The sequence below is a fragment of the Rhodococcus sp. IEGM 1341 genome (assembly GCF_030056895.1).
GTDB lineage: Bacteria > Actinomycetota > Actinomycetes > Mycobacteriales > Mycobacteriaceae > Rhodococcoides.
The window spans coordinates 89,306-102,319 of record NZ_JASHKV010000005.1; the positions used below are offsets into that span (position 1 = coordinate 89,306).

The window sequence follows — 13,014 nt, forward strand, 5'->3', positions numbered from 1 at the left end:
CCCGCGTGCTTGTCGGAAACCTCGGCGAGGCGGCGCAGGCAGAGACCGTCATGACCGAAACCGTATCGGCGATTCTGCGCGATCGCCGAGTCCTCGCCACCGTGGCAGCGCTGGCAATACTGGCAGTGGCTGCCGCCCTCGTACCCCGCCCGTCGATCATTGTGGTGCGCGAGTGGGCGGAGTCGATGGGCCCGTCGTTCGTGGTGGTGTTCTTTCTGACCCAGGCGGTGTTGACGATTGCCCCGGTACCGCGCACGGTGTTCACCCTCAGCGCCGGACTGTTGTTCGGTCCCGCCACCGGGGTCGCCGTCACGATCGCCGCCACAACTGTCAGCGCTGTGCTGGCGTTGCTGCTGGTGCGCGCGCTCGGGCGCACCGCGGTGCAGGAGCGGCTGACGAATCCTGCGGTCAAGTCCATCGATGCCCGGTTGGCTCGGCGGGGGTGGCTGGCCGTCGGGTCCTTGCGGCTCATTGCCCCGGCACCGTTCGCCCTGGTCAACTACTGCTCCGGACTCTCCGCGGTGCGCCTGCTGCCCTACACGACGGCCACTGTCGTGGGGATTCTGCCCGGTACGATCGCCGCGGTGCTGTTCGGGGACGCTTTGACCGGGCGAACGAATCCGGCATTGATAGTGGTGACGTCGGCCTGCGTGGCCGCCGGGGTGGCAGGATTGCTGGCCGACGCCCGCCTGCCGATGTCGCAGGCACAGCCCAACACCGCAGATGGCGCATCGAGAAGCGGTCGCCTTCGTCGTCTGTTGCTGCCGGACCGCGGATAGGACGTGGCGAGAAATCCTACAATTTTGCTGCGCCTGCACCGCCAAAGCCAGCGGAGTTGCCGAACTCCTGACCTACGCGAGAAGTAGGGCACGCGCGTTCCCCGCGGATTCGCAGTCGAAGAGCCCACACCATCACCCCCACCGACATCACTCCGATTACGGGCTGCACGGGTGCCCATAGATCCAGAGCACCGCTCACCCCGACCGCCACCACTACCAGTTTGTTGCATATCGGACATCCGACTGCCAACAACGACAACGCATTCGCACTGACCCCTACACGGGAAGAAACCGACGACGCCAGCCCAGTGCTCACGTATGTCGCAAGAATGAGGCCACTGAGAACTGCGGTGGCAATCCACACCGGATAGTTCCACCACAACACCGGGGTCATTCGAACGTAGAACGCAGTGTGGATGATCCCGGTGGGGATCGCCACGACCAGCGCGGCCACCGTCGCGCCCAGTAACGCGGCCACCCAACGCCGCGCCGGCCAGTCACGCATCGTCACAGTCGTCATCCCTCTCCCGGTCAGCGGATACCACCCCACCATCTACTATGAATGATAGTAGTTTGCAGGTGCGGTGAGTCGGCGTCAATCGACGCCGACTCGCCGCCCATACGGCACAGGCGTCGAGCGTCGACGCGAGCCTCAGCCGACCGTGAGGAACCGTCTACGACTGCCGATACCCGACAATGGTGACCGGCGAGGCCGGACACAGTCCCATGCGGCTCTCGCCGCGCTCCGTTTCCTTCGCTGGTGACGCAGGGAACCCACACCGACCCCAGAGGATTTCTTCTGTGCATTCTTTTTCAGGCCCGACGCGGCGTGTCCGCGCTACCCTGATCGCCTCGATCATCGTTGTTGCCGCGGCATTTTCGGTAAATGCTCCAGCTTCGGCGGACCCTGCTGCACCCCCGGTGAACGCATCCGAAGCCGTACGACAACTCGCTGAACTCAATGCGACCGCCTTCACTCTCACCGAGAGCATGTACGCCGCGCAGGACACCCTCGATCGTCGCCGCGGCGAACTGAGTACCGCAGTTCAATTCGCCCACGAGACCTCGGCGGCGGCTCGGGAAGCCGAAGTGGCCGCATCTGCCAACCGTCGAGCACTGGCCACAGCTGTCGACGCCGCGTACAAAGGTGTACCGCAATCCCCTCTCGGGGCCGTTCTGGTCGCGGACAGCCCACAGCAACTACTCGATCAGATGGTGTTGTTGGACCGGATCCTCGCCGATCGAGCCGCTGCACTCGCCGACTCGACACAGATCGACGACGAAGCGCGAGACCAGCTCGAACAAGCCCGGCAAGCACAGGCGTCCGCTGCGGTAGCCGAGGCGGACGCCGCACGTACACAACGCGACCTCGAGCAACGCCAGACCGACCTGGCCGATCAGATCGCCAAAATCACCGACCAATTCGCCGCCCTCACCGATGCGGATCGAGCTGCCATCGTCAGCCCCGGCACCACGAATCCTTCCGAGCTACCCGCCGCCGTCTCGGCTGCGAGTGGAACATCAGCGGAGGCGATGCGCATCGCCCTCGACCAACTCGGCAAACCCTATTCCTGGGGAGCTACCGGGCCGGGGTCCTTCGATTGCTCCGGACTGATCTACTTCGCCTACAAACAACTGGGACTGACCGTTCCACGCGTGGCCGCAGACCAAGCACGAGCGGGCACACCTGTCTCCCGCGAATCAGTGCAACCGGGTGACTTCATCTCTCTCTACTCACCGATCGGACACATCGGGATCTACATCGGCGACGGGAAATACGTCAACGCCCCCACCGGCGGCGACGTCGTCAAAGTCGCGCCCGTTCCCTGGGATGAAGTGACCGCAATCAACCGGCCCATCGCCACCTGATTCGATGTCCACGGTCCGGACGCCGCGACTGCGAGGAGACCGGATGCCCGTGTGGCAGACCGGTAAGATCGAACCGGTGAGGACTTCAGCCACGGAACCCATGAACCAGAAGTGGCTCCTAGGTGCTGTTTGCGCTTCGATAGTGCTGTTCGGAGTCCTTCTCATGCATTCTGCGCCGATGTCGTTCGCAACGGCGACGAGTATCGGCGAACACTCGATGACCTCGACGGTGAGCGCTCCACCTGCCGTCGACGAGCATTCGGGAGCATCATCTGCGACAGCATCGGAGAGTGGTTCCGCAGCACACTGCGGGAACGGCTGTGGCGATCACAGCTCGGTCATGCATCTGTGTCTGGCTATCATCGGTGCTGTCGCGGCGTTGGCCGTCTTACGGGCAATCGTTGTGGGCTTCGCCGGTTCTCTCGTCCACGCTGCGCGGCTGTCGGCAGTTCGTCGTCGAACCGGGCACCCGCCGCCCTGGACCATTTTCACTCTCTCCGAATTGTCTGTGCTTCGGATCTGACAGGTGACTCACCGTTGTGTGAGACACAGATGTCGACGGGTCAGTGTGCCTGTCGATCCGAACCACCCCACCATAATTTCAGGAGTTTGTTATGCGTTCGAATCGATCTACCCGTTTCACGATCGCGATAACGGCGGCTTCCGCTGTCGCCGCCGCAGTTCTCGCTGGCTGCAGCAGTAACGACGGCGAAATGAACATGCCCGGCATGTCGAGCAGCGATACACCGGCCTCGTCGTCCTCCGAGAATTCCGCCGAAGCATCGGCCGAATTCAACGATGCCGATGTCACGTTCGTCGAAGGGATGTACCCCCACCATGCACAAGCGGTGGAGATGGCTTCACTTGTCGACGGCCGAACCGAGAATGCTCAGGTCATCGAGCTGGCCCAGGCCATCGAAGCAGCTCAAGCACCGGAGATGGAGCAGATGAATGCCCTGCTCACCGCATGGGGACAGCCCGCAGCGTCCGCCGACATGGGCGGAATGGACATGGGCGGAATGGACATGGGCGGTATGGACATGGGGAGCGGTGGCATGACCGGCATGATGAGCCAGGAAGACATGGACATGTTGTCGGCCGCTAACGGAGCGGAGTTCGACTCCATGTGGCTCACCATGATGATCGAGCACCACAAGGGGGCAATCGAGATGGCTCAGATCGAGTTGGCCGACGGCTCCAATGCTGATGCCAAGGAGCTTGCCTCCACAATCATCGATGCGCAGCAGAGCGAAATCTCCACAATGGAAAGTTTGCTCGCCCAGTAACTCTCAATTCTGGGAACTATCAACCGTAGGGCGGGGCTCGGCTAATACCGAGCCCCGCCCTTCGGTCTCGAAGGACCTGGCCCTTTTAGCTGCCACACCGATCAACACGGCCCCGGAAACATGCCCTCCCCTGCTGATGCACCCGCCTGCGGGGTCCTTGGGACACGCAGATCCGCGGTAGGGACAGGGGGCGGCTCTCGGATCGGGTCATCGCGGCCCGGCGGGGGCGCGCCGTCGACAGAGAGTGGGTTCGATACCACCGGCACTGGCAGTTGGGGAGGCGTGGTCTTGCACGTGCGGCTGCTCGGTTTCCTTCTCAGATGGGTAATACAACCGAACTGACGAATTCATTGCGTATCCAGGCAATGAACAGACCCCACACCCCCGTCAGCAGGGCGACACCGACGGCGATCATGATCACTCCGCCTGCCACTTTGATTCTCTGCGAGTTCCGCCGTAGCCAGCCGACACCGCGCATCGCCGAACTCGAGCCGAACGCGAGGACCACGAACGGTAGACCGAGTCCCAGACAGTAGGCGACGATGAGAGTGACGCCGCGCGCTGCGGTTGCGCCTTCAGTGCCAGCGGCAACGGACAACACCCCGGCGAGCGTGGGGCCAAGGCACGGCGTCCAGCCGAGCGCGAACACGCCACCGAGCAGCGGCGCTCCAGCAAGAGACGAGATGGTTTGCGGCGCGAATCGAGTGTCGCGTTGGAATGCGGGAATGAACCCGATGAACGTCAAGCCCATGATGATCGTGATGGCACCGCCGACCTGCTGAAGCACCTGTTCGTTGATGCGCAGGGTGCCGATGACCCCGAAAATCGAGGCGGTGGCGAGGACGAAGACGATGGTGAAGCCGGCGACGAACAACCCCGCTGCACCTGCCACGCGCCAGCGGCTTGCCAGCTTCGGCGGTGCTTCACCAGTCGAGGCGGCGGCGAGCGACGGCACGTCGGCACCTGCGATGCCCGCCAGGTACGACAGGTAGCCCGGCACCAGGGGCACCACGCACGGTGACGCGAACGAGACCAGCCCGGCGAGCATACATGCGGCGATCGCCAGTACCAGAGGTCCGCTCGATGCCAGATTTTGGAACGTCGAGCCAACGCCGCCTTGGGCAAGAAGAACAGTCATTCGTCTGCTATCCGTTCGACGACAGGGAGCAGGTCTTCGGCGAGGAGGGCACGCATGAACACTGCCGCCACCCGGTGCTCTCGATCGAGTACCAGCGTCGAGGGAATCACGCTGGTCGGGTAGTTCCCGCCGAGGGCGATCAGCGTCCGCATCGAGGGGTCGTAGATCGAGGCGTAGGAGACATTGTTGTCGACAACGAAGTCCTGCGCTTTGTCCTTCTGCGGATCTCGAACATTGATACCGAGGAACTGCACACCGCGCTCGCGGGTTGCTTCGTAGACCTCTTCGAGGTCGTCGGCTTCGCCGCGGCAGGGGCCGCACCACTGACCCCAGAGATTGATCACGACCACCTCGCCGTCATAGTCCGACAGAGCGGTGTTCTTACCTTCCTCCATCAGATCGGGTCCGGCGAGTTCACCGATGGTTCCGCGCGTTTCGGGGGGATCGTAGACGATGTCGGTTTGACCACCGGGTGCAACGAAATCGAAGCTACCTCCGGAGGGCACGGCGTCGGCGCCTGCGGAACATCCGGAGACCAGGAGTACAACGGCAAGGATGGATGCCGTTGCCGTGGCGGGCAGACTGCTCTGTTCGCGTGTGCGAGCCCCCGTAGGGCGGCCGAGTCTCATGAAGTCGACGCCTTTGCTGCAGTACGGATCTGCGCCGATGTCTCGAACATCGTGGGATCGGTGACGCGGTCGATGCCCCAGTCTTGGCCGGTGACGAAGCTCGGGGCACTGTGACTTCCCTCTCCGGAATGCACTACGGACACGAGGCAGTCAGTTGATTCGGATCGTGGTCGTGGCTCCTGGATCCTGGTCCGGTCGATACCCGGTCGGCAACACCGGCCGGGTCGACGCGGGATTGACGCGACCGGTGCCGCATGACCTCGCCGAAGCACAGGGCGGCGGCTAGCAGGCGACATCAGTTCAAACCCGCGTACGAATGCAGTCCGGAGACCACCATGTTGATGATGAACAGGTTGAACAGCATGGCCACGAATCCGGCGATGTTGATCCACGCGGCCCGGGTGTCACGCCACCCGCTGGTGGCCCGGGCGTGCAGGTACGCGGCGTAGATGATCCACGCGATGAATGAGACCGTCTCTTTCGGGTCCCAGCCCCAGAACCGACCCCACGCGGCCTCGGCCCAGATCGCGCCGAGGATGACACCGATTCCGAACAGGGGAAACGCGAAGATGGTGGTCTTGTACGCCAGCACGTCGAGCGAGTGCGCCGAGGGGAGACGAGCGACGATCCGGCCCACTCTGCTGTCGGGGACGGCGTTGTTGTTGGGATATCGGATCCGGATCAGGAACAATGTGCTGGCTGCACCGGAGATCAGGAACACCCCGCTGCCGAGCGAGACGACGGAGACGTGCACGGGGAGCCAATACGACTGCAAGGCTGGTACGACGGGCGCCGCGTTGGCATAGAGCACAGTTCCGGCAATGAAGAGCAGGATCAAGGTCGGCACGAGGACGAACAACCATAGTGTGCGCAGTTGCTCCGAGCGCAGCACGATCAGTCCGGCAAGTATGCCGGCCGCGCATGTGACGGAGACGAATTCGTACATGTTTCCCCACGGCGGGCGGCCAGTGGCGATCCCGCGCAGGACGATCGACCCGATATGCAAAGTGAGTGCGAGCATTACCAGGGCGAGTCCCGTGCGGCCCAGGCGTTCGGACGGGGCTCTTCGCTCGGGGACCGGCACGTATCCCGGTGTCGATGATGTCGCTGCGATCAGTTGCGGATGCAGACTCGAGGCCCGGCTCAGAGTCGCTGTTCGTGTCGTTGCGAGTTGTGCGATGAACAGGATCGCGGCGAGAAGGTAGACCACGAAGGCGGTCTCGAAACTGATGTCGCTCCAGCGGGCGAGGTTGTCGTCGATCGGCATGGCGCTACACCGTTTCTGTATCGAGGGTCTCGGAGTGGTTCTTTGTCCGCGGCGTCCAGATTTCGGTGCGGAGGGTCTCGAATTCGGGTCCCCATCCGGCGTGATCGGTACGGGCGAGCCCGCCCATCTCCACGCTCGATCGGCCTGTTTCGGCCGGGAGTACACGGAACCAGACTCGACGTCGCTTGATCACCAGCGAGACCAACAGTCCGGTCATCATCGTGATCGCGAACACGAGCACCCACAACTGTGCGGGGTCGTATCCGACCTGCAGGTTGGCGAACTCCTTGGCGCCGTTGAATCGAATGTTGGTGCCGTCGGTGAGGGTCGTCGATTCACCGGGACGCAGGTTCACCCGATCCTGCTTGACAAGTCGGCCCTGGTTGATCATCTCCTGGTCCAGGGAGAAGATCGACTGGGGTATGCCGGTGTCGAGGCCGGTATCTCCTTTGTAGATATCCACTGCCACAGCAGGATCGACCAAGTCCGGGAAGCGGGAGGAGAGCAGGGTTCCGTTGAATTGCGCAGTGGGAGCGAAGAGGCCTTCGATGGCGATCTGGCCGCGGCGTCGCTCATCGGCGGTGGCATAGGTCCCGCCGGGTGGATCGAAACGCAACGCCCCGCTACTCAGGAACGTGGTGGCGTCGTCGGGCCGGAACTGCAGGGCCTCGGTTCGACTCTGACCGTCGGGGAAGGTCACGGTGAATTCCGGGGCGTATCCGTGGCCGGTGAGGTAGATGCGTTCATCTCCGAGCCGGAGGGGTTCGTTGACTTTGAGTTGATAGTCGCGCCAGGTGTCTGCGGCGATGTCGTCGGCGGACTGGTAGGAGATGTTCGAGGTGAACATCTCTGCCTGGCCGTTCTCAAGGTAGTCGGCGTTGAAGTCCTTGACTCTGATGCAGAACGGCTCCAGCCCGGTTCCGTCGGTGCTGTTGCCGGCCCGGAAGGAGTCGTAGATGGCGGGCGAGGTGTTGCAGAAACCGGGCCCGTTGTCGGCGATGACGATGACCGATCCTTCGTAACCGAAGAGCTTGCCGATGGCGATGGCCGCGAGCAGACCGATCAGCGAGAAATGAAAAAGTAGGTTTCCCGCTTCGCGGGTATAGCCCTTCTCGGCGGAGAGGGTGAGCGCCCCATCGGGCTCGGGCCTAACGGCAGTACGCCACCCTCTCAAGTGGGGCGCGATGTCGTCGATGACGGTTTTCGGGCTACCGGCGAGAGCGCCCGAATGATGAAGCGGTAGTCGCGAAAGGTTTCGGGGTACGCGAACTGGCTGTGCGCGAAGGGCTTTACCGTGTTCGATCATTCGGGGAGTCAGGCAGCCGATCAACGACACAAACAGTAGGACGTAGATGGCGGTGAACCAGAAGCTTCCGAATACGTCGAACAATTCCAGCGTGTCCATGACGGCCCCGAGAGCCGGGCGCGCTGCGATGTAGGAATCAACCGCCTGGGTGTTGAGATTGCGCTGTGGCAGCAGGGCGCCTGGGATTGCTGCGATAGCGAGCAAAAACAGCAGCACCAGTGCCGTTCGCATCGAGGTCAGTTGCCGCCACCTGTTGCGCACCGCAGCGATTGCTCTGCGTAACCGTCCCTGCGATGTGAGCGCCGGGGTTTGATCAGCTGTCACACCGCCACACCCTTTCGACGATTGCATCTCAATTACTATGCAACATAGTAGTTGATGGGCCGTGTGCAGTTGTGCGCGGTAGTCGCCTGGGCGAGAGGGTAAGTGCTGCAACCACAAACGTGGTATTTGGTCCATCCGGAACGCTGCCGGGCTGCGGTTCGGTTTAGGCCGCTTTCGGCCCCACGGTAGGCGCGGATCGGTTCTTCTACTCATGCCGTCCAAACGCGTTTCATCCCGCGGAGTAATACCTGTGCGGTGAGATCAGGCACACTTGCACTAGCTGTTTTGCGTGCCGAGTACGAAGCGGCGCGGTTCCCTCTGCAGTTGATCGAGGATGTCGCGATGTCCCAACTCGATGAGCGAGCGCCACTACGACTGGCCTACGAGGATGTACTGGTCACCGTGGATCGCGCCGCCGCGCACCTGCTCGATGACGGGCCCGCCGCCCTCTGGGTCACCACGGCCCTGCGCCAACGTCGAACCCAACAATGCCTGGCAGTTGAGGGTGCGGCCCGCATGGAACGCTGGAGGCGTCACCGCACACGGTATTCGTCGCTAGCGCGGGTAGACGGCGACATGGATCTGCTATTTTCGTCGTGTGTGTCCGATTCGGTTGAGCGAGTGTATTCGCCGAATTCTGCTCTGGTCCATCATGGCGGCCACGGCAGTGGCGGTGCTGATGATGTCGCAGGTCGCACACACCACCGCAGAGCCCGGCCACGCTCCGCTGGCTGCGGTCATCGAGAGCGTCCCGGAAATCGAGCACACGTCGGCGCCGGAGCAGGACGAGGGGATCGGCGGTAGCGCGTCCAGTCATCACGACAATCACGGATCCCTGATCGGGTCCGTCCACATAGCGGTGGCGATCCTTGCGCTAGGGCTGGCAATGTTGCTGCGCCGGACCGGATGGACAGTGCTACTGCACCAGCTTCGAGGTCTACAGGCATCGAGATCGTCGCCAACTGAGAGGTCGGTCTCTCCCCCTGCGCCGATGTCCGTGCTCGACGCGGCATGCCTTCTGAGGGTGTGAGAGGTCTGCGTTTGCGCAGATCGGTCCACCTTTCTTCTCGCGCGCCGCCTCCGCGGTGAGGGCGCGAGCCTGCCTCGTCGAGGACAACGCCATGCATATCTTCTTCAACGTTTCATCGTCTACGCCGCACCTTTGTTTCCCTCATCCCAACCCCGCCGCGCCTCCTCCCGGAGTCGCGATCGTCCTTCGCGAGGCCGGGCCGCACGATCTACCGCAGAGCGCGCAGTTGCACCTCGACGAGCTACCGATTGGCCTGTTCCCCGAGCTGGGAGCACGGTTCCTGCGCCGGTGGCACCGCAGCTTCGTCAACCGACGACACGCCATCGCTCTTGTCGCAACCGATAGCGAAGGCGCCGTCGTCGGATTCCTCCTCGGCACCCTCGATCACCATGCCCATATCGGTGATCTACTGCGCGAGAAGATGACCGTGCTGCCGTTGGCTGCACACGCCGGTGCGGCGATGGCAGTCCGCCCGCGCACCGCCATGCGGTTCGTTCGTACGCGTCTTCGCCCCTGGTGCAGAGCGGTGGCGCGCGCTCGGCCCATCCCACTGCCGAACGGCGAACCCGAGACTCCCCCGGCCGACAGTGTCGCCGTCGTCGTTGCGATAGCGGTGAGCCCACGGGTGCGAGGGATCGGAGTGGGTGCACAGTTGCTCGACTGGTTCGAATCCGACTCTGCGCGGGCAGGTGCACGTTGCGCCGAGCTGTCCACCGATCTCGGGGTGGCCGACAATGCAGGCGGCTTCTACGAGCGCCTCGGATGGCAGAAAAGCGGAAACCGTCTCGATCGAGATGGCCGGACCATGCAGACCTACCGGCGAGAGCTAGACGGCCGCTGCGGCCGTGCTCCGCTCCCCTTGTCGGTCCCACCAACCCGGACGACCGCGAGCACTGCCCCGTCGACAGAAACGAGACGATGATGTCAAGCACCCGACGAACGGTGTTCGAACTCGTGGGATGCACTGCGCTCGCAGGCGTGCTGCTTGCAGGAGTGTTGTTCCCCATCGTCGGTGGCCTGGGATACGTCTCGAACCGCGCCGCTGACACCGACGACAACGTTTCCGGCGAACTCGCCGAGGGCGTAGTTCCTGCCATCTCGACGATGACGGACGTGGCAGGCAACCCGATCGCGTGGCTATACGAGCAACGCCGTTCCGAAGTGCCGAGCGCGAAGATCTCCAACGAGATGAAGCTTGCGATCGTCTCCGTCGAGGACCGGCGCTTCGCAGAACACCAGGGCGTGGACTGGCAGGGAACGTTGCGAGCGTTCTTGACCAACACCACCAGCGGGCAGGTCGAGCAGGGCGCATCGACACTCGATCAGCAGTACGTGAAGAACTATCAATTACTGGTCGTCGCTGACACCGACGCCGAGCGGCGTGCCGCGATCGAGACCACGCCGGCTCGCAAGATCCGCGAGATCCGAATGGCGTTGTCCTTGGACAGAGAATTGACCAAAGACGAGACATTGACCCGCTATCTGAACCTGGTTCCGTTCGGCAATGCCTCGTTCGGCATCCAAGACGCCGCGCAAACCTACTTCGGTGTCGATGCCAGCGAGTTAACGGCGACGCAATCAGCGATGCTGGCAGGGATGGTTCAGTCCAGTTCGGCACTGAACCCGTACACCAACGTCGAGGGAGTCACAAGCCGCCGAAACCTTGTCTTGGACAACATGATCGAAACCATCCCGAACCGAGCCGCAGAATTCGAGGCCGCCAAATCCGAGCCATTGGGGGTGCTGGCCGAGCCCAACACCCTCCCACGTGGATGCATCGCCGCCGGTGATCGAGGGTTCTTCTGCGACTACGCACTCCAATATCTTGAGGACGCCGGTATCAGCCGCGAGCAGATCGACGAGGGCGGTTATCTGATCAAAACGACTCTCGACCCGGCGGTGCAGAACTCGACCCAGGCCGCACTGACCGCGAACACAGATCCCGACCTCGACGGTGTCGCCACCGTGATGAATGTCGTCGCACCCGGACAGGACGAACACCGCATCCTCGCCATGGGCAGTAGTCGCACCTACGGACTCGATGCCGACGCCGACGAAACGGTTCAGCCGCAACCGTATTCACTCGTAGGCAACGGCGCCGGGTCGATCTTCAAGATATTCACCACTGCCGCCGCGATGGAACGCGGACTCGGCACCAACGCCACACTGCAGGTTCCCCGGCGCGTCGAGGTCAGGGGGTTGGGCGACGGCGGCGCGCGTAACTGCCCGGCGGGCGCTTACTGCGTGGAGAACGTCGGAAACTACCCACCGGCGCTGACGGTCACCGACGCACTGGCGCAATCACCGAACACGGCGTTCGTGAAGTTGCTCGAGTCCGTCGGTGTCACACCGACAGTCGACATGGCAGTGCGGCTAGGGCTTCGCTCCTACACCCTCCCCGGCTCGTCTGGATTCGACGAGCAGAGCATGGCCGACCTCCAGAAAGAGCAAAGCCTCGGCTCGTTCACACTCGGACCTACCTGGGTCAACCCGCTCGAGCTGTCCAACGTCGCAGCTACCCTCGCCTCGGGAGGTACTTGGTGCCCGCCGAACCCGATCGACTCCATCTCCGACCGCGAGGGTGTAGCTGTACCGGTCACACAACAAGCGTGCGAGCAGGTCGTCGAACCCGGCCTGGCCAACACACTCGCCAACGCGATGAGCAAGGACGACCAACCCGGAGGAACCTCGGCATCGGCGGCCGGGTCCGTGGGCTGGACGCTGCCGATGTCCGGGAAAACCGGCACTACCGAATCCAACCGATCCTCGGGCTTCCTCGGCTTCACCAACCGCTACGCCGCCGCCGTCTACACCTACGGTGACTCACCGACACCGGGCCAGATCTGCTCCTTCCCACTGCGGCCCTGCAGCTCCGGGAACCTCTACGGCGGTAACGAACCCGCACGAACCTGGTACGACGCGATGGACCCAATCGCCACGAACTTCGGCCCCATCGAGCTGCCACCGGTCGACGACAAATACGTCCGCGGCTCCGCCAACGGCCAAGTACCTGAGGTCAGCGGCATGAGCCAGTCGTCGGCCACATCGAGATTGGAAGCAGCAGGATTCTAGGTGACCGTCGTCACCACCACCGGTCAGGGCGCTCGCGGTACCGCTACCGGCACATCCCCATCCGGCGCGGCGATCCCGGGATCGCTGATCACGCTGTACATCAGTGACGGCTCCCCCGCCCCCGACCGCACGCCCACGCCAGCGCCGCCCAGTATCGACATTCCCGGCCTGCCGCTACCGCCGCCGCGGTGATCACCCACGACACTCACCCTTGAGACCCCCGCGCACGAAAGGAAACGCCATCACAGTCAGCCGTCGACAACTGCTCACAGCCGCAGCGGTTTTGCCGCTCACAGTCAGCTGCACCATCAACA

Annotated in this window: 13 protein-coding genes and 1 pseudogene; 8 read left to right on the plus strand and 6 right to left on the minus strand. The window is 63.2% G+C overall.

What is annotated here, in order from left to right; all coding sequences use genetic code 11:
• Positions 1 to 50 precede the first annotated feature (50 nt).
• Positions 51 to 779, plus strand: a complete 729-nt coding sequence (locus QM615_RS13470; protein WP_149408139.1) for a TVP38/TMEM64 family protein — start codon at positions 51 to 53, stop codon at positions 777 to 779.
• A 16-nt stretch (positions 780 to 795) separates the two neighbouring features.
• Here the strand turns inward: QM615_RS13470 and QM615_RS13475 are convergent, their stop codons facing one another.
• The gene (locus QM615_RS13475) at positions 796 to 1,299 is read right to left on the minus strand and encodes a hypothetical protein (RefSeq protein WP_176457804.1); all 504 of its coding nucleotides are present in this window, start codon (positions 1,297 to 1,299) and stop codon (positions 796 to 798) included.
• Positions 1,300 to 1,700: 401 nt separating this feature from the next.
• Here QM615_RS13475 and QM615_RS13480 point away from each other — a divergent pair, with 401 nt between their 5' ends.
• The 3 genes from QM615_RS13480 (at position 1,701) to QM615_RS13485 (ending at position 3,934) form a co-directional block, all read left to right on the plus strand.
• The gene (locus QM615_RS13480) at positions 1,701 to 2,648 is read left to right on the plus strand and encodes an NlpC/P60 family protein (protein ID WP_032375702.1); all 948 of its coding nucleotides are present in this window, start codon (positions 1,701 to 1,703) and stop codon (positions 2,646 to 2,648) included.
• A gap of 100 nt (positions 2,649 to 2,748) precedes the next feature.
• Positions 2,749 to 3,171, plus strand: a complete 423-nt coding sequence (locus QM615_RS22450; protein WP_353806439.1) for a DUF6153 family protein — start codon at positions 2,749 to 2,751, stop codon at positions 3,169 to 3,171.
• 91 nt (positions 3,172 to 3,262) lie between these two features.
• Positions 3,263 to 3,934 (plus strand): DUF305 domain-containing protein, encoded by a 672-nt coding sequence (locus tag QM615_RS13485; RefSeq protein WP_032375701.1) that lies wholly within the window; start codon positions 3,263 to 3,265, stop codon positions 3,932 to 3,934.
• Positions 3,935 to 4,250: 316 nt separating this feature from the next.
• On the opposite strand, the gene QM615_RS13490 is transcribed toward QM615_RS13485, so the two are convergent.
• Entirely contained in the window at positions 4,251 to 5,072 is an 822-nt protein-coding gene (locus tag QM615_RS13490; RefSeq protein ID WP_032375700.1) for a cytochrome c biogenesis CcdA family protein, read from the minus strand.
• Positions 5,069 to 5,701 (minus strand): TlpA disulfide reductase family protein, encoded by a 633-nt coding sequence (locus QM615_RS13495; RefSeq protein ID WP_080736598.1) that lies wholly within the window; start codon positions 5,699 to 5,701, stop codon positions 5,069 to 5,071. The genes QM615_RS13490 and QM615_RS13495 overlap by 4 nt, the downstream gene beginning before the upstream one ends.
• 154 nt (positions 5,702 to 5,855) lie before the next feature.
• On the opposite strand from QM615_RS13495, the gene QM615_RS13500 reads away from it, so the two are divergent.
• Positions 5,856 to 5,987, plus strand: coding sequence for a DUF3703 domain-containing protein (locus QM615_RS13500; RefSeq protein ID WP_080733457.1), 132 nt, complete (start codon positions 5,856 to 5,858; stop codon positions 5,985 to 5,987).
• Between the two features lie 9 nt (positions 5,988 to 5,996).
• Here QM615_RS13500 and ccsB read toward each other — a convergent pair whose 3' ends face one another.
• The 3 genes from ccsB to QM615_RS13520 form a co-directional block, all read right to left on the minus strand.
• Entirely contained in the window at positions 5,997 to 6,968 is a 972-nt protein-coding gene (gene ccsB, locus QM615_RS13505; protein ID WP_032375699.1) for a c-type cytochrome biogenesis protein CcsB, read from the minus strand.
• Between the two features lie 4 nt (positions 6,969 to 6,972).
• Positions 6,973 to 8,625 carry a cytochrome c biogenesis protein ResB gene (gene resB / locus QM615_RS13510; RefSeq protein ID WP_052061714.1) on the minus strand — a complete coding sequence of 551 codons (1,653 nt, stop codon included), beginning with the start codon at positions 8,623 to 8,625 and terminating at the stop codon, positions 6,973 to 6,975.
• A 342-nt stretch (positions 8,626 to 8,967) separates the two neighbouring features.
• Complete coding sequence (locus QM615_RS13520) at positions 8,968 to 9,135, minus strand: hypothetical protein (RefSeq protein WP_155288775.1); 168 nt, start codon at positions 9,133 to 9,135, stop codon at positions 8,968 to 8,970.
• Between the two features lie 115 nt (positions 9,136 to 9,250).
• Here QM615_RS13520 and QM615_RS13525 point away from each other — a divergent pair, with 115 nt between their 5' ends.
• The 3 genes and pseudogenes from QM615_RS13525 to QM615_RS13535 all read left to right on the plus strand — a co-directional run bounded on the left by QM615_RS13525 (position 9,251) and on the right by QM615_RS13535 (position 12,892).
• The gene (locus QM615_RS13525) at positions 9,251 to 9,628 is read left to right on the plus strand and encodes a hypothetical protein (RefSeq protein ID WP_155288774.1); all 378 of its coding nucleotides are present in this window, start codon (positions 9,251 to 9,253) and stop codon (positions 9,626 to 9,628) included.
• Between the two features lie 91 nt (positions 9,629 to 9,719).
• A complete protein-coding gene (locus QM615_RS13530; protein WP_128645572.1) occupies positions 9,720 to 10,550 on the plus strand; it encodes a GNAT family N-acetyltransferase in 831 nt (276 codons plus the stop codon).
• Positions 10,550 to 12,892, plus strand: a pseudogene (locus tag QM615_RS13535) (transglycosylase domain-containing protein). The gene QM615_RS13530 and the pseudogene QM615_RS13535 overlap by 1 nt, the downstream one beginning before the upstream one ends.
• Positions 12,893 to 13,014 lie beyond the last annotated feature (122 nt).